Here is a 17109-nt window from a genome sequence, read left to right as displayed (position 1 = left end):
GTAACGGGGATCGATCTAGGGGTCGATTCCCGTTTGTTTTTACGCGCGATAACCCGAAGTAAGCCGAGCGTAGAAAGCGAAACACAGCAACGCGACTCAAGCTCCGCTTATACTCCGGCTGCGGCTTTGATTTGTTGTCTCTGCGACATGATTAACGATTGCAATGGTTCGGTTCCGAAGGCACCGTTGGAGAAAGCATTTCCTTGCGGATAGTAGACCATTCGAAAAGACGTGCCATCTCGAAGATGCACCCGCAGGAAAACGCCGTTGTCATGCTTGATTTTCTCGTAAACCGCATCGAAGCCGACATAGGTCAGAGGCAGCAGCGCACGTACGAATTCCGTTGACGCCTCCTGGCTAAAGTCGCCGATTGGACTGCCGTCTATTCCGCTTTCCAGGCTGACGTTCTCCACCTTGCCTGCAATGTCCAAGAGATTACCCATCGTTGCGGCATTCGGATTATCCGCGACTTCGTAAACCTTGTTATTCGCCGCGACGCGAAACTCCGATTTATAGCCCTTTAATGCATAAACACCGGTGCCGATCGGCAGAAATGCCGCGTCCCCGTTCTTGGATACATGGCCCGAACAAGCAAGATTATCTAGCATGTAGGCTATTTTCCCTACCTGTTCACCAAGCTGCGATGCTGGTACGGGTGTGGTTCCATCGTGGTTTTGAGAATACGTGATGTCATTGATAATGAGGAAATCGTCCCATTCCAGCTCGGAAGTATGACATGTTGCTTGGCCCAACATACTGCAGCCGGAAGCCATCATCATCATCATCATCATCAAAAGTGCTAGCGAAATCATTCTCCATTGTTTAGATGATTTCATTATGAAACACCCCCACCCCTATAGACGGGCTGTTGCAGTCAAAGTTTCGACGATGCTGCCCCCATAAAAAGAAAAGCCGAAGCGCTCAACGCTGAGCAGCTCCGGCCAGTTACATTTACGACAAGGCTACCATACCGTCAACATGACGAAAAACGTTCGTTTACACTGCACCCGTCTTCGTCGCTACTACCGTCCCGCAACTTCCAACTCGTCGCCTGGCGCCATCACTTTGCCCTTCAGGCCGAGTTCCTCCAGCCGGCGCACGTACTGCTCCGCATCCTGCTTAATGCCGGGGAACGTGCTGTGGTGAATCGGCACGGTCAGCTTCGCGTTGTACCATTGTGCCGCTTGGAGCGCATCGTCGGGGCCCATCGTGTAATGATCGCCGATCGGCAGGAAGACGACGTCGATCGGATGGCGGTCGCCGATCAGCTTCATGTCGCCGAACAGCGACGTGTCGCCGGCATGCAGAATCGTCAAGCCTTCGGCAAACACGAGGAAGCCTGCAGGCATGCCCGCGTACAAAATTTGCTTCGTTTCTTCGATGACGATGCCCGAGCTGTGGAACGCTTGGACCATTTTCGCTTGCGCGAAGCCAAGATCGAACGTGCCGCCCATGTTCATGCCAACGGAGTTTTTCACGCCTTGCCACGACATGTAAGCCGCGAGCTCGACGATCGATACGACGGGAGCGTCGTTATTCTCGATCGCGATCGGCGCTGCGTCCAGGATGTGGTCCTGATGCGCATGCGTCAGCAGCACGGCGTCGACCTTGAGCTCCTCCGGCTTGATTTTGGCAACGGGATTGCCGCTAAGGAAAGGATCGATGACGAGTGATTTGCCGCCCGTGTGGATTTGAATGCAGGCATGGCCATGATAATTGATTTTCACAGGGATCGCGCTCCTTTATCGGTTACGTTGATGAATCATTCCCTTTAATAGTGACATAATCGACGGCCTGTTTCAACGTCCCCGCCGCTGCAGCCGTTCCCGCCGCAGCAAATAGATGAAATACGGCGCGCCGATGACCGCTGTCATGATGCCGACCGGCACTTCCCGCGGCAGGATGAGAATGCGGCCGAGGCAGTCGCCCAGGAGCATGAAGTCGGCGCCGATCAGCGCTGCGAGCGGTATGAGCCACTGATGCTTGCAGCCGACGAGGCTTCTGGCGATATGCGGCGCGATCAGGCCGACGAATCCGACGGAGCCTACGGCGGAGACCGAGATGCCGGCCAGGGCCACGGCGAGCAGCAGCAGCCAGAAACGTTCGCGGATCATGCGCAGACCGAGCGATATTCCGGTCTCATCGCCTAGCTGAAAGACGTTCAGCTTGGCGGAGCTCAGCCAGGCTGCGGGGAGCAGGAGGACAATCCACGGCAGCATGGAACGCGCATCATCCCATCCTTTGCTCCATAGGCTCCCGGCCATCCACGTCAATGCCATATTGATGTCGCTCGGATGCTTCGTGATCAAGTACTGAATGCCGGATTGAAAGATCGAGCCGATCGCGACGCCGACGAGCGCCAGCGCAGCCGGGGAGAGCGACAATCCGCGGCTCAAGGCAAGCAGCAGCAGAAAGGCGAGGAATGCTCCCGCGAATGCGGCCATCGGCAGCACGTACACGGGAGATTTCGGGAACAGGAAGATGACGGCCGCAGCCATGAATCCGGCGCCCTTGGTCAAGCCGATCACGTCGGGACTGGCCAGCGGATTCCGCAAAACGCCTTGGAGAATAACGCCGGCCGTCGCTAATCCGAAGCCGGCAAGAATGCCGACGGCAATCCGCGGAAGACGAATATGTTCGATGATAAAGGAAGAAGGGTTCGATCGGCGCAGCAGCGAAGCGTTCATATCCTCGAACGAGACAGGCACGGCGCCGACACGCACGCTTACGACGATCAACGCCAACATGAGAAGGGCGGCAGCGAGTATGGCAATTCCTTTGTTCATCGCACGCCTCCGCCTTTCCGCCGGGCTAAATAAATGAAGAAAGGCGCGCCGATCGCGGACGTGACGATGCCGACGGGCGACTCGAACGGGAACGCGATGAACCGGCTTGCGAAATCGGCATAGACGAGCAGCGCGCCTCCGAGCAAGCCGGTCAGCGGGATGAGCACGTTCAGGTTGCTGCCGCCGAGCGCGCGGGCGATATGGGGCACGATCAAGCAGACGAAGCCGATCGGACCGCATAGCGCGACAGCCGACCCCGCAAGGATGATCACAAGCAGCATGCCGATCGCGCGAATGACGGCGATTCGCCCGCCGATGCCCGCAGCAAGCTCATCGTCGAGCAGCAGGAGACGGAAGGACGGGAGCATGAAGCCGAGCAGAACCATTCCGCCCGCGAAGAAAGGCAGCAGCAAGCGCACATCCAGCCAAGAAGCCTGGCTAAGCGAGCCGACAAGCCAAAACATCATGCTGTCCGTGGAGCTCTGATTCATGATAATCAAGCCTTCCGTCAGCGCGGAGAGCAGGAAGTGAATCGTAATGCCGGCCAGCGCGATCCGGACATGGCTGTCTTGCCCGGTTCCGGCCAGCGCCCAGACGAGCAGCGCGCCGCCCGCCGCGCCGAGAAAAGCGAACAGGATGGAAGCCATCAGGGAGAAGTCGGCGAAAGCGACAAGCCCGAACACGACGGCCAGCGCGGCTCCGGCGTTAATGCCCAGAATATGGGGCGAGGCGAGCGGGTTTTTCACCGTCAGCTGCGTAAGCAGCCCCGCGAGAGCAAGCTGGATGCCGACCATACAGGCAGTCAGGGCGCGGGGGAGGCGCAGCGTCTGAATGAAGAGGTCAGCTTTATCGTGGGACCGATAAGTAACCGCCTCCCACAGCGTCGTCCAGGATACCTGTGCTTGTCCCCATTTCAAACTGCAGATGAAGCCGGAGACGAGCAGCGCGCCAGCAATAGAAAAAAGGAAGAGCAGAGACCTGGATCGTCTCTGCTTTTCCATGGAAATCGCCGCGTTCATCTTATTTTCCCAGATCGGCGAGAATGTCTTCGACCATTTTCTCGGAGCCGATCAATCCGCGCGCAAGCGACCAATCGCGGCGTTCGACGGTGAATACGCGATCGTTCGAGACGGCATCGATTTTGCTCCACAGCGGATTGGATTTCCACTGGTCGACAATCGTTTCCTTCTCCGTCGGCATGAGGAACAGAGCCTGCGGATTCGTCTCGACCAGCTGCTCTAACGTCAGCTGCGGGTAGGAATTCTCGTCCTTGACGGGATCGGAAAACCCGAGCATATCAAGGAAGGAGCCGGTGTAGGCGTGATCCGAGTGGGCGAAGAAGCCTTTCGGGTTGACGACTGCGGGCAATACGGTCAGCTTCGTGTCTTTCAGCTTCGATTTGGCTTCGGCGATCGTCGCTTCATGCTGACTCAGCCTTTGTTGTCCTTCGGCTTCTTTGCCGAGTGCCTTGGCAATAATCATGTAGTTGGCGAGCATTTGCTCGTAATCGGCTTGATAATCGTCCAGTACGAGCAGCGGGGCGATGCCCTTCAACTGGTCGAACGCTTCCTTATGCTTATTCAGATCGACGATGATGAGATCAGGGTGGAGCGAGCTGATCAATTCAATGTTCGGCTCATAGCGCGAGCCGACGGACGTGTAGTCTTCGAGCTGGTCTTTGACCGCGTCCATGAACAACGTCGGGTCGTCGTCGTCGGCTACGCCCACAGGCTGTACGCCCAGCGTCGCGAGCGCGTCGGTAAAGCTGAACTCCATCGTGACGATGCGCTGCGGCGCTTTCGGAAGCGTAACTGTGCCAAGCGCGTCTTCGACCGTAATCGCGCCGTTGGCGGACGTATCCGAGCTGCCGGCGTTCTGATTAGTAGCTGCCGTGTTAGCCGTATTGGCCGCAGCGTTCTCGTTCTGACTCTCGTTCTTTTGACCGCAAGCCGCTAAGCCGACGGCGAATAAGCTGATCAGGGTAAGGATTAGCGTGCGTTTGAACCAGGGAATCATGATGGTATTCCTCCTGCAAATGATTATTATTATCATTTAGAATTGTAGCCGAGAGGCTGGCATAGTGCCATATCTAATTATTAGATATGGCATGTCCTATTCTTAGATTGTTGGGAAGCTTTGCTGATAAGCAGTGGGGGAGCAGCCGGCTTCCTTCTTGAATACCCGGCTGAAGTGGAAATAATCAAGGAAACCGGCTTTGCCCGCGATTTCTTTGGCGGACAATTGCGTTTGTTCGAACATCTGCTTGGCTTTGTCAATGCGGAGCGTGCGCAGGTAGCTCGTCATCGTCGTCCCGGTATGATTCTTGAACAGCACGGTGAAATGCCCTTCGCTCATCTCGGCGCGCCGCGCGAGCATGGGCAGGGTGAGCTTCAGCATATAGTGCTCGTTCATATAGGTCAGCGCATCTTCGATTTTGCGGGCCGGGGATCTGTCATCCAGCCTTGCCTGCGATTCGTAGAAGAAAATAAACAGGATGCGTTCCAGCATCAACCGGGTCCGGCATTGATAGATCCATTCTTCTTCTTCGGTCAGCGGATGGCGGAGCTCGGCGAATTTCAAGAACAGATCATCGAGCATATAGTGAATCTTGATTTCGCTAATCGTGCTTAGCTGGCCATGGAGATCCCACTCCGCGTTCGCCGGCTGTACGCGATAGGTAATCACGACGTAATCGGCTTGTCTGGTCCGCGGCACTTCGATGGCATGCGCTCCTTGGGAAGGATGGATGGCGTAGCCTTGCGAGCAGACTACGGGAGGCAGCCCAAGCTCGGTCGCGGAAATCGTAACATGCCCTTGGCGCACGACGAGCAGCACATGCAGGCCTTCGACGGGCTGGATAACCTGAGAGGTTTGGCTGGCGGAGATATGAGAGAGCACAGGGATCATTGCATTGAATTGCTGGAAGCGCACGCGGGTCATTCCTTTCAACAACCGTATAGAGGACTCATATTGAAGATCCGTCCGTATTAGAAGATCTGATAGAAAACATTTATTGAAGACTAGATAGAAAAATGCCCTCCGCCAGCCCTTGTTCCCAAGGACTGCGCGGAGGGCGATTACGGCTGACGGCGCTTCAGCCGAATGTGAATGCCGATGCCGTTGACGAGGTGAACGCCGTTTACCCACAGCTGTAGTCTATCGTGCATGCGGCGGACATACAAGGATACGGAAACATTTGGAGCTAGCCTGTTCAGCCCGGTTGATCCTATTATTACTCGCGTGCCGCCAACCGTCCAGGCGAATAATGGGAAAAGCCATGCGGCAGCAAAACTTATTTACGTTGAACCATACATCTTGCTTCCCCGCGGCTGGCTTCCGCGTTCATCCGGCTCCAGCGTGATGCCGATGGAATCGAAATCGAGCTTCTCGCTTTGAATCGGCATCGCGAGCAATCCGATGCCGCGACTGTTCCCGTCGACGCGGAACGTGCCTGCGCTGCTCCGCTTGCCGTCCTTGATCAGCCATACCTGATAGGCTTCTTCGCCCAGCGTCGGAGGCGCGCCGAACAGATAGACGACGAACTGCCGGTTCTGCCCGTTATCGACGATGCAGGCCACGCCGGAAGACTCGGCGGTCTCGGGAGCCTTCGACTTCAGCGACACCAGCTGCTGGATGCTGGACGCGGGAACGGACAGCGCCTGCTCCACGGGCAGCGGCGCGGCGGCAGCCTCGCGGCGAAGCTCGGCATTCCAGACGGAGAGCAGCACGATTGCAGCGACGGCGGCGGTGGAGAGGAGGGCGAGAATCGGCTTTCGACTGCGCGGCAGCCGGTTCCAGCCCGGTCTTCCGAGCGTGAATGGGAGCGGCTTGCGCTTGCCATCGCCGGAAGGATTCTCTGCGATCGTTGCTTCGCGGACGGCGTTCATGACTTGATCCTTCAGTTCTTTGGGCGGTTCCATCATTTCCATATTGGCCGGAAGTGCCTCCCACACGATTCGCAAATCTTCAAGCTCTTGCCGGCAGCTGTCGCAAGTCGGGAGATGAAGCTCGAACACGCGCTTTTCTTCATCGCTGCACAAGCCGGCTACATAGCTTAGGCAGTCTTCGCATATGGGCATTCGTCCTCGTTCCGTCATCCCGTTCCTACTCCTTCTGCAGACAAGTGTCTTCGCAATATTTTCAATGTTTGATGGAGCCGGTTCTTGACCGTGCCCAGCGGCTGGTTGTATAACGCCGCCAGCTCGCTCAGCGTGTAGCCTTGCCAATAGAAGTGCTCCAAGAGCGTGATCTGCTGTTTGCTTAGATGCCTGTAGGCGCCGCGAATCTGTTCTTTCACGAATTGATGCTCCGCCTGCTGCTCCGGCGACAGGTTCAGCCGATCAGGGATGCGTTCGAGATCTTCCCGCAAGTAATGAAGCACGCCCACGTTTTCTTTGCGCCGCTTCCGCAGGACGTCGGCCGTTATATTGCGAACGATCGTAAGCAGCCAGTTCGTGAATTTCCCCTTCTCGGGGTCGTACGACGATTCGGTCGTCCACAGCCGGAGAAAGACGGCCTGCACGATATCTTTGGCCGCCGCTTCCTCCCGCAATGATTTCCAGGCAAAGGAGTAGACGAGTCCCGCGTAACGGTCGTACAAGGCGGACAGCGCGGCATGCTGCTTGCCTTTGACGAGAAGCATCAATTCGTAATCAGACAGGTTCTGCATGCAGGGCGCCTCCAGGTCAGGCATGTTTTATAGTCTTCATTGTAACTTGAAACGGCCATTACGTGAACGTCATTTCTTCACTTCGACGACGGCCTGCATCGCAGGATGGGGGGTGCAGATATAGCTGAACGAACCGGCGTCGTTGAACAAAATGGTCACGGAAGTGTCTTGGGCGATCAGCTTCGTATCGAATACGCCGTCGACGGAGGTCGCGGAATGCTTCACTTCGTCGCGATTGGTGAAGGTGACGCTGTCCCCCGGCTTAATGCTGAGCTTGTCGGGCGAGAAGGCGAAATCCTTGATTTCGACGGTGTAGGTTTTCGGTTTGGCGGCAGGCGCGGGTTCGGATTTGCCCGTATCCGGTTTCGGCTTGTCGTCTCCGCCCTGGTTCGAGGCGGAAGGGTGGTCATCGCCCGCGCCCTTGCCCGAATCGGCCGGCTTCGGCTTATCGTCGCCGCCGGGCTTGTCGTCGTTCCCGTTCTTGCCGGAAGAGGCGGACTTGTCATCGCCGCCCTGATTCGAAGCGGAAGGATGGTCGTCGCCCGCGCCTTTGCCCGAATCGGCCGGCTTCGGCTTATCGTCGCTGCCGGGCTTGTCGTCCTTCCCGTTCTTGCCGGAAGAGGCGGACTTGTCGTCGCCGCCCTGATTCGAAGCGGAAGGGTGGTCGTCGCCTGCATCCTTGCCCGAATCGTCAGCCTTGTCGCCGGAAGGAGCCGTCGCCGATTGATCGCCGCCTCCGCCTGCGTTGCCGGAAGCAGCTGTGTCTCCGACCGGGGCGTTATCCGTACCGCCCGCCGAAGAGCCATTGTTCCCTGTATTGGCGGCCGGGTCCGTGCTGTCTGCATTCGACTGGGCTGCGGCCGTATTCGCGGTAGACTGGGATGAATCCTTGCTGCCGGAACTTCCGCACGCCGAGAGCATGAAGCAGCAGGCCAGCAGCAGGAGGCCGATTCCGGCCAGCGCAGTGCGGCGGCTTGCTCGTAGTCGTTGCTTTGGCATTGTAATTCCGCCTTTCATTTGCTTATTTGACGATGATTTGACCGGTCATGAATTTCTTATGCGGCTGGCAGAAATAATCGTAAACGCCTGGCTTCGTCAACGTAATCGTAGCGGATTCGCCTTTCGAGAGAAGCGGGATGCTGAAGCTGCCGTCGACCGCGACAGCGTTGTGCTGCATGTCGTCGTGATTCGTGAAGACGATATGGGAGCCTGCTTCCACGGTGAGCGGGCCCGAGCCGAAGGAATAATCCATGATGTCGATGTTGTACGTCTTCGCAACCGGCGCCGTCGTGCCTTTGAAGGCGGCAGGATCCAAGACGAACCATACGTGACTCACATCCTGCCCCAGCGTATCGCCGGTATGGGCGTCTTTGATGAAATAATAAAGCGGATAGCCTTTGAAAGCCGCCTGCTTCGTTCCGTCGGAACGGGTGACCGTGCCCCAATCCGCAGGGTTCACGCCGGTCGGAAGGGAGGAGCCGTCAGCGTAATAGGCAGGCCAATTCGTGAGGCAAGTACCTTCGCAGACGCTCGTGCCGGCCGTATCCTTGTCGAAGTAATACAGCGTTCTGCCCTTCGCGTCCGTCAAATAGTTGCCTAACGTCTTCGAGGTGCCTAGCATTGCCGCATAATCCGCTTTGGCGACGAACCAGACGCCTCCGACCGCTTCGCCCAACGTATCTCCGGGAGCTTGATCCTTCACGAAGTAATAGAGCGGCCAGCCTTTATACGTCGTTTGCGCGGTGCCATCCGCGCGATTCAGCACGCCGAAGTCCGCGGCATTCAGAGAAGCGGGAATTTGCAGGTCGCGCGTCGTATAGATCGGCCAAGCTTTCAGGCAGTCGCCGACGCAGCTGTTCGGATCCGCGGCATCCTTCGTGAAGAAATACAGCGTCCGGCCCTTGCTGTCGGTGAAGAGCGTGCCAAGCTTCGCGTCGCGATGAACAAGAAGACGTTCGGCGGCAGGAAGCGCTGCGGACGAGGACAAGACGCCTTTCGTTTGCAGCGAGGCCAGTAGTGTCTTGCCGTCCGCGGTTGCTGCGCTAAGTGCCTCGACCAGGGCGGTCGCGATGTGGGCATTCGTCAAGCTTGCCGTGCCCGAGATTTGGCCCAGTCCTTTATCGGCGGCGAACGTCTCGGCCTTCGCGTAGTCGAAGTCCTTGCCGGATCGGTAACCGAGCGATTCCAGCAGCACCTTGTAGAACTGTTGGGAGCTGATCAGCGCCAGCGGATTGAAGCCGCCGCCGCCCGTTCCGTTCCAGCCGAGCTCGGGATGCGCTTTCAGGTAACCGAGCACCGCGCGGTTGGTCGTGCCGACGGAAGCCGCATCATTGAAATTATCCGTGCCCTTGAAAGCTTCTGCTTGCGACAATTGTCCCTGCAGACGAAGAGAAATGATGGCAGCTTGAATGCGGGTGGAGCTCTTCGCTAGATAAGCGGCTGTTACGCCGTCGCCATCGCCGAGCAGCAGACCGAGCCCGGCCGCGGTCTGGCCGTCTGTCGTGACAATCGTGCTGGCGGCTTCCGCAGCTGAACTGCCTACCGGTGCCAGGCAGGTGATACAAAGCGCAAGCAGTAAACCGAACAGCCCTAAACGTTTTCCTTTCATCGGTTCATTCCTCCTTGAGATTGGGGTCATCACAGAGAGAAACGAAGGAAGCGGGAATTCGGTTTGAGCGGAAAATTGATTTTTTGACCGGCTTGGGCTAAGAACCGGCGTTAGGGCGGCGAATAGGCAGCTTCATAGCCCGCGGACAGGTACTTTATTTCCACTGCGCGATTGCTTATAGTAGGAGAAAAGTTGACATGGGGAAGAGGAGAGGTGGGGCGGTGGAACCGGTCTATTACAAGCCCATAGAAATCGCGCGGGAGCTCGGCATCAGCACGAGCGCGCTGCGGCATTACGAAGCTTGGGGCGTCGTGCCGCTTCCGGAGCGGGCGGCGAACGGCTATCGGCTGTATACGAAGACGCATGCCGTGTACTTCCGGTGTCTTCGCGCCTTGTTCGCCGGTTTCGGCACGGCAATCGGCTGCGAAGTGCTACGCCACGTTCAAGCCGGTGACATGGATGCAGCGTTATGGCTGCTCAACCGGGAACAGGCCAGTCTCCAGGAGGACAAGGCAGTTGCCGACCGTACGCTGGAGCTGCTTCGCAATCCGGAGCTGCCGGTCATTCCGGGCAAGCTGCCGAAGAACGCCATGACGATCGGGGAAGCGGCCGAGCTTACGGGCGTGCCGACGTCGGCGATCCGGCATTGGGAGCGGGAAGGGCTGCTGCAGCCGGAGCGGGATCCGGACAACGGCTACAGATTGTTCAGCACGACGCATATCCGGCAAATCTTGCTGATTCGCACCTTGCGCCGGACGGTTTATTTTCTGGAGAAAATGAAGGAAATCGTGAAAGCCGTGGAGCATCACAGCCTGGAGAAGGCGAGAAGCGTGACCGCGGAGGCGCTGCAGTCGATCCATGCTCGCAATCGCAGGCAATATTACGGCGCGCACCAGCTGGTCGAGCTGTGCCGGGAAGTCGGGTTGATCGGGGAACCATCCGAAGAAGGGACAATGGAGTCGTAGACGAACGGCCGGCTGCAGGAAGGATCAGCGCGAGAGGTGAGGCAGCCAGTGTTTCATGCGGACATTGTGAATCTGTGCTCTGGCTTGCTCGATGCCGTTTCCGCAATCGACGGATGTTTGAATGGAATTATATTGCTGCTGCATGAAGGCGTGGAGTGCATTCGTGACGGCAGCCGCTTGCTGTGCGGGAACGCCGAACACGTCTTCGGGAGGAACCTCGGCGTAGGCCGCGCTCAATTCCCGCAGTTCATCCCGGTCAAGGCCAGAAGGGCCGTGCAGGTGATACAGATGGAAGCGCCTTCCATCCCGCTCGAATTCAATCCAGTACGACGGACCTTCCATGGGTTGGAGTAAGGCCGTATTCGTAATCCGGATGGCGGCCGCCTCGCCAAGACCGGCTTCTTGAGCGAAGACAGACCATCGATGGTTTATTTTGAATACGTACATAGGTGCCTCCTGTCGTGTTCATGCGAGTGGACATGGGAAGGGGATTATTGGTTTACACAAAAGCATGCTTCCATGCTAGCATATCCAACTTCAGGGCAGTTCCACGGCGTGGGCTGCCTTTTCGCGTTTGTTCAATGCGTCTGCCATCGGATTGCTGGGGTCTCGCCGCCAGCCGCGGTCCGCACGGCCGTAAATAATCACGATTTTCCATAAAACAGGTTAAGATTTTCTCTTCCTGCGGACAGCCGCCGGATTTATCCTAACAAGGAGATAGCCAGGCCAAATAACGAAGGCAAGGGGATTAGGGATGACTGCAAACGCGAATCAGACGCTGCGGGTCAGCGATAATGGGAGATTTCTCGTCCGAGAAGACGGCACGCCTTTCTTCTGGCTTGGCGATACGGCCTGGGAGCTGTTTCATAGGCTGAACCGGGAAGAGGCGCGGCATTATTTGGCCAATCGAGCCGATTGGAAGTATAACGTCATTCAAGCGGTTGCGCTGGCAGAGTTCGAAGGGGTGACATCGCCGAACGCGCACGGCCGGCTGCCGTTCAAGCCGGGGGCGGACGGACTGCCGGACCCGCTGCGGCCGGACACGGACGGACCGTATTCCTATTGGGATCACGTCGACTATATCGTGAACGCGGCGGAGGAGTTGGGGCTCTATGTGGCCTTGCTTCCTACTTGGGGAGACAAGTTCCACCAAGCGTCCGGCATCGGACCGGAAATTATTAATATCGCCAATGCGCGGGCGTACGGTGAGTGGATCGGCAGACGGTACCGCGACAGAGCCTCTATTATATGGGTGCTGGGCGGCGACCGATGGCTGACGACGCGCGTGCATTTCGATCTAGTGAACGAAATGGCGGAGGGACTGTCCGAGGGCGGCGGCGGAAACCAGCTCATGACGTTCCATCCGCCGGGCGGTCAGACGTCCGCCTCGTTCATGCATCAGGAGCGATGGCTGAACTTTAACATGATGCAGTCCGGTCACCGCCATCTCGGGGAGCGACAGTCCGATAAGCTGGCAGCGGCGGATTATGCCCGAACGCCTGTGAAGCCCGTGCTCGACGGCGAGCCATGCTACGAGGATCATCCTCGCGACCATGACGCGGAGAAGAACGGGTATTTCGACGCGGCGGATGTGCGTATCGCCGCCTACTACTCGGTCTTGTCCGGCGCGTGCGGGCATACGTATGGCCATAACTCGGTCTGGTCGATGGCCGCGGAATCCGGAGACCGGTTCATCATGACATGGAAGCAGGCGCTGGATAGGCCCGGCGCAACGCAAATGCGTCATCTCCGGACACTGATCGAAACGCGTACAGGCCTTGACCGCGTGCCCGACCCGGCTCTGGTGGCCAATAACCGACCTGGATCAAACCGTATGGCTGCTGCGCGGGGCAGCGGATATGCGCTGCTCTATACGCCGAACGGCATCCCGTTCGAAGCGGTGCTGGAACGGCTGGGAACTCCGGTTGTCGCCGCTTCCTGGTTCGATCCCCGAAGCGGGCGATGGGCGGATGCGGGCGCGTACGTCAAAGCCGGCATACAGCGATTCGTCCCGCCGACAAGCGGCAGAGGCGAAGATTGGGTGTTGCTGCTGGAAGCGGCATCCGACGACGGGATGAATGAACGGCTGGCCCGTCCGGCGGCAGCGAAAGGAGAAACCGTATGAGTCACGATCACGAACGATATCCGTACACGACGGAGGAGCTTCTGAGCAGAGGGCCGCAGCGTTCCTATTCGCAAGCTGCGCGGGAAGCGAAATTTCTGCTCGGAGGCATTGGCACCGGCAATATTTCGGTCGGCTCGCGCGGGCAGCTATGCGACTGGGAGCTGTTCAACAGCCAAGGCAAAGGCAATGCGCTGCCTTATTCGTTCTTTGCCATTCGTGCCAAGGCTGGCGAAGAAGAGGCTGTGGCCAAGGTGCTCGAAGCGAAGCTGACGCCGCCTTTCGCGAATTCGCACGGCTTCTTCGCCGATGAGTTGGCAGGATTGCCGAGACTGGACGCCTCGCAGCTGCGGGGAGAGTATCCGTTCGTCCATGTGGATTTCACGGACCCCGTCTTGCCGGTCAAGGTCTCCATGGAAGCATTCACGCCATTCATTCCGCTGAATCCCGACGACTCGGGCATTCCGGGCGCGGTCATCCGCTATCTTGTGACGAATACGGCAGACCGACCTGCGGAAATCTCGATCGCCGGGTCGCTTGCGAACGCGGCTGGTTATGAGGGGCGTGAATTATTCCATAACATGCGGCTCGCCGGCGAAGTGCGCAATGAGCGCCGGTCTGCGGAAGGGCTGCAGGGGATTTTCTTCTATTCGCCCGACCTTCCCGCCGAGCATCTGCGCAATGGCACGATGTCGCTCATGACTCGCGATGAAGGCGTGAGCATGAAAGAGGAATGGCTGCCCGGTGCCTGGTGGGACGGCATTCAGGAGTTTTGGACCGATTTCGCCGAGGACGGCAGGGTGGAAGCCTGGAAGAATACGCAGTCTGGGATGGGCAAGCTCCACGCCGGGGGGAAGGAGCGGTATGGATCGGTATGCATCCGACATACGCTTGCGCCGGGCGAGGAGCGGATCTTTGAATTCGTGCTGAGCTGGCATTTCCCGAATCGGCCGAAGGCGTGGCAGGGGCATATCTTCCCGGTTGGCGACGGGATCGGCATGGAACGTAATTACTACGCGAATCTGTTCACGGACGCATGGGCTGCCGGAAAATATCTCTACGCGAACATCGCCCGGCTTGAAGGCGGTTCGAGAGACTTTCACCGCGCGTTGTTCGGCAGCACGCTGCCGGATTACGTCATCGACGCGCTCGCCGCTAACATTACCGTGCTCCGCAGCACGACTTGTTTTCGCATCCAAGACGGCACGCTTCTTGGCTGGGAAGGCGGCTTCGATCATCGTGGCAGCTGCGAAGGATCATGCACGCATGTGTGGAATTACGCGCAGACGCTGGCGTTTCTTTTTCCCGCTTTGGAAAGGACGATGCGCCGGGTAGAGTTTCTGCTGGAGACGGACGAAGAAGGGAGCATGTCGTTCCGCACGAACAAAGTGTTCGGCGGCGAGCGGTGGGATATGGTTCCTGCTGCCGACGGGCAATTGGGCACGATCGTGCGTCTCTACCGGGAATGGAGGCTGAGCGGCGACGACGCTTTCCTGCGGGAGCTATGGCCGAAAGCCCGATCGGCGCTTGATTTTGCGTTCCGCTATTGGGATGCCGACGGCGACTTCGTGCTGGACAGCGAGCAGCACAATACGTACGACGTGGAATTCTTCGGACCGAACTCGCTGACGAATACGATGTTCTATGCCGCCTTGAAGGCTGGAGCGGAAATGGCCGCGCATATCGGCGACGAAGAACGAAGCCGATTCTACGCGGCAGCTTGGATGCAAGGCAGTGCCGCCATGGACGCGATGTTGTGGGGCGGGGAGTATTATATCCAACGGCTCGACGATGCGGATGCGTACCGATATCAGCAAGGCACGGGCTGTCTGTCCGACCAATTGATCGGCCAGTTTATGGCGCATGTCGCCGGACTCGGCTATATTTTGCCGGAGGAACATGTGAAGTCGGCCATTGGCTCGGTGTATCGCTATAACTTCCGGACGGATTTCTCGCAGCATGCCAACGTCCAGCGAACGTATGCGCTAGGCGATGAGAAAGGGCTGCTGTTATGCTCCTGGCCTCAGGGGGGACGGCCGCGATTTCCGTTTATTTATTCCGACGAAGTGTGGACGGGGATTGAGTATCAGGTAGCGGCCCACTTGATCTATGAGGACTTAATCGAGGAGGGGCTGACGCTCGTCAAAGCCTTGCGCGAACGTCATGACGGCATTCGCCGTAATCCGTGGAACGAGGTGGAATGCGGCAACCATTATGCTCGTTCAATGGCCAGTTGGGCTTTGCTGCCTGCGATCAGCGGTTATACCTGCGACATGATAGGCCGCACGATGTCATTCGCGCCAAAGCTATTCCAGGATGACTTCTCCTGCTTCTGGAGTACCGGTACGGCATGGGGCATCTATAAGCAAACGATCGATGAGACCTCCGGTCAGACAGATTGGGACATCGAGGTGCTGTACGGCGAATTGAACGATGTACAGGTGAACGGCAGGAGAATGACGCAATCGGCAAACGTGCGTGGATAGAGGAATGTGAGGCGGGCTGTCGAGATTGTTCTCGGCAGCCGCTTTTTATTTTACGGGCGAGACTAGCCATAATCGGGTGAACAAACGCTCGAATAGAATGGCAAACTTAATGCCATTCTGATCCTCCGGCCGATAGTATTCCTGAATGGCGCCGGCAATGCGATAGCGGTTTTGAGGCAAATCCTCGTTCAACATTTGCGGGAGGACCGAACGATAGGTAGCTTGGTCGCATTTTGATACCGCGTACGTAAAGGCGGGAATGACCCATTTGGTGCTCCCGCCCTCTATAGCATGATTTATGACTCCGGCCTGTTGTTCTTATTCGACGCTGCGTTTGTGAGGTCCTTGCTGTCGACGGCGTGTTAGCGCGTAAGCTAACGCGTACGGATGTGAGTGGATATATTGAGTAGTATCATTTTACAGCAATAATATATTGTAAAACAATAAATATCGTGATAAATTAGCTTTTGTAAAAAAGGGCAGATCTGCACGTAGCTAATCGGTACGGGGTTGGAATAAGGAGGGTTATTGCTTCTATATTGAATAGTGGGACGTGAATTGCGGTTCGACTATCCATGCTGCCCGGCGAGGAGACATCAGCTATGAAATCCATGCAACAACTCCTGCTTTTCGGCTATTATCAGGCGATGAGCTGCCTGTTTCCGGTTGCGATCTTTGGTACCTTGGCGCTTTCGGGCGTTGTCCGGCTGCCTCTAGTTCACCGTTATGATGCCATTCTAATCGTGCTGCTCGCCGTACAGTACCTCATGTACCGCGGCGGATTAGAGACACGAGATGAACTTAAAGTCATCTGCGTTTTCCATATCATCGGGCTGCTGCTGGAGCTCTATAAGGTCAGGATGGGGTCATGGGCATACCCGGAGGCTGCGTATACGAAGATACTCGGCGTGCCGCTCTACAGCGGATTTATGTATGCCAGCGTTGCCAGCTATATGTGCCAGGTATGGCGCAGATTGAGGATGGACATGACCAACTGGCCGGGACTCGCATCCGCTTGGCTGCTCGGCGGGGCGATCTACCTGAACTTCTTCACGCATCATTTCGTTCCCGATTTTCGTTGGTGGCTGACGGCGCTCGTGGTTATCGTCTTCCGGCGCACTTGGATCATCTACCGGGTGCGGAACGTTACGTATCGCATGCCCTTGACGGCGGCCTTCTTCATCGTAGGGTTCTTCATTTGGTTAGCCGAAAATATCGCGACATTCTTCAATGCTTGGAAATATCCCGACCAGTATCACGCGTGGCGGCTGGTGAGCGTCAGTAAGATCAGCTCGTGGTTCCTGCTCGTCATCATCAGCGTTATCATCGTTGCGCAGCTAAAGCATGTAAAAGCGGGCCGAGCAACGAAGGAATAGGTTTTCGGCTGAGATCGATAGCGGTGTGCAAGCAATATTTTGACAAAAAACGCTACTTGGGAAAAAGAAGAAACTGCTATAATACGTAACAGAAAGG

General features: G+C 57.2%; 15 protein-coding genes. 4 read left to right on the top strand and 11 right to left on the bottom strand.

What is annotated here, in order from left to right; genetic code table 11:
* Positions 1-107: 107 nt before the first annotated feature.
* The 10 genes from AC0YNU_RS04920 to AC0YNU_RS04875 all read right to left on the bottom strand — a co-directional run bounded on the left by AC0YNU_RS04920 (position 108) and on the right by AC0YNU_RS04875 (position 10063).
* On the bottom strand, positions 108-836 hold the full coding sequence (locus AC0YNU_RS04920) for a hypothetical protein (RefSeq protein ID WP_475753696.1): 729 nt from the start codon (positions 834-836) through the stop codon (positions 108-110).
* Positions 837-1022: 186 nt separating this feature from the next.
* Positions 1023-1727: a metal-dependent hydrolase gene (locus tag AC0YNU_RS04915; protein WP_475753694.1), complete on the bottom strand. Its 705-nt coding sequence runs from the start codon at positions 1725-1727 to the stop codon at positions 1023-1025.
* Positions 1728-1799: 72 nt separating this feature from the next.
* Positions 1800-2786, bottom strand: a complete 987-nt coding sequence (locus tag AC0YNU_RS04910) for a FecCD family ABC transporter permease (RefSeq protein ID WP_475753692.1) — start codon at positions 2784-2786, stop codon at positions 1800-1802.
* Positions 2783-3787 carry a FecCD family ABC transporter permease gene (locus AC0YNU_RS04905; RefSeq protein WP_475753690.1) on the bottom strand — a complete coding sequence of 335 codons (1005 nt, stop codon included), beginning with the start codon at positions 3785-3787 and terminating at the stop codon, positions 2783-2785. Before AC0YNU_RS04905 ends, AC0YNU_RS04910 begins: the two co-directional genes overlap by 4 nt.
* Positions 3788-3806: 19 nt before the next feature.
* The gene (locus AC0YNU_RS04900) at positions 3807-4802 is read right to left on the bottom strand and encodes an ABC transporter substrate-binding protein (protein ID WP_475753688.1); all 996 of its coding nucleotides are present in this window, start codon (positions 4800-4802) and stop codon (positions 3807-3809) included.
* 102 nt (positions 4803-4904) lie between these two features.
* A complete protein-coding gene (locus AC0YNU_RS04895; RefSeq protein ID WP_475753979.1) occupies positions 4905-5726 on the bottom strand; it encodes a helix-turn-helix domain-containing protein in 822 nt (273 codons plus the stop codon).
* A 356-nt stretch (positions 5727-6082) separates the two neighbouring features.
* A complete protein-coding gene (locus tag AC0YNU_RS04890) occupies positions 6083-6883 on the bottom strand; it encodes an anti-sigma factor (RefSeq protein ID WP_475753686.1) in 801 nt (266 codons plus the stop codon).
* Positions 6880-7455 (bottom strand): RNA polymerase sigma factor, encoded by a 576-nt coding sequence (locus AC0YNU_RS04885; RefSeq protein ID WP_475753684.1) that lies wholly within the window; start codon positions 7453-7455, stop codon positions 6880-6882. Before AC0YNU_RS04885 ends, AC0YNU_RS04890 begins: the two co-directional genes overlap by 4 nt.
* Positions 7456-7524: 69 nt before the next feature.
* Positions 7525-8454 carry a cupredoxin domain-containing protein gene (locus AC0YNU_RS04880; RefSeq protein WP_475753682.1) on the bottom strand — a complete coding sequence of 310 codons (930 nt, stop codon included), beginning with the start codon at positions 8452-8454 and terminating at the stop codon, positions 7525-7527.
* Positions 8455-8476: 22 nt separating this feature from the next.
* Positions 8477-10063: a plastocyanin/azurin family copper-binding protein gene (locus tag AC0YNU_RS04875; protein ID WP_475753680.1), complete on the bottom strand. Its 1587-nt coding sequence runs from the start codon at positions 10061-10063 to the stop codon at positions 8477-8479.
* Between the two features lie 197 nt (positions 10064-10260).
* Between AC0YNU_RS04875 and AC0YNU_RS04870 the strand changes: the two genes are divergently transcribed.
* Complete coding sequence (locus tag AC0YNU_RS04870; RefSeq protein WP_475753678.1) at positions 10261-11028, top strand: TioE family transcriptional regulator; 768 nt, start codon at positions 10261-10263, stop codon at positions 11026-11028.
* 24 nt (positions 11029-11052) lie between these two features.
* Here the strand turns inward: AC0YNU_RS04870 and AC0YNU_RS04865 are convergent, their stop codons facing one another.
* Complete coding sequence (locus AC0YNU_RS04865) at positions 11053-11475, bottom strand: hypothetical protein (RefSeq protein WP_475753675.1); 423 nt, start codon at positions 11473-11475, stop codon at positions 11053-11055.
* A gap of 307 nt (positions 11476-11782) precedes the next feature.
* Between AC0YNU_RS04865 and AC0YNU_RS04860 the strand changes: the two genes are divergently transcribed.
* From AC0YNU_RS04860 to AC0YNU_RS04850, 3 genes are all read left to right on the top strand, one after another.
* Positions 11783-13153 (top strand): glycoside hydrolase family 140 protein, encoded by a 1371-nt coding sequence (locus AC0YNU_RS04860; RefSeq protein ID WP_475753673.1) that lies wholly within the window; start codon positions 11783-11785, stop codon positions 13151-13153.
* Positions 13150-15636: a GH116 family glycosyl-hydrolase gene (locus AC0YNU_RS04855; RefSeq protein WP_475753671.1), complete on the top strand. Its 2487-nt coding sequence runs from the start codon at positions 13150-13152 to the stop codon at positions 15634-15636. Before AC0YNU_RS04860 ends, AC0YNU_RS04855 begins: the two co-directional genes overlap by 4 nt.
* A gap of 602 nt (positions 15637-16238) precedes the next feature.
* Positions 16239-17012, top strand: coding sequence for a DUF817 domain-containing protein (locus tag AC0YNU_RS04850; protein WP_475753669.1), 774 nt, complete (start codon positions 16239-16241; stop codon positions 17010-17012).
* Positions 17013-17109 lie beyond the last annotated feature (97 nt).

The sequence above is a fragment of the Paenibacillus sp. J31P316 genome (genome assembly GCF_056269105.1).
Note: the sequence above shows the minus strand (reverse complement) of the source record. Positions and strands in the feature narration are given on the sequence as shown.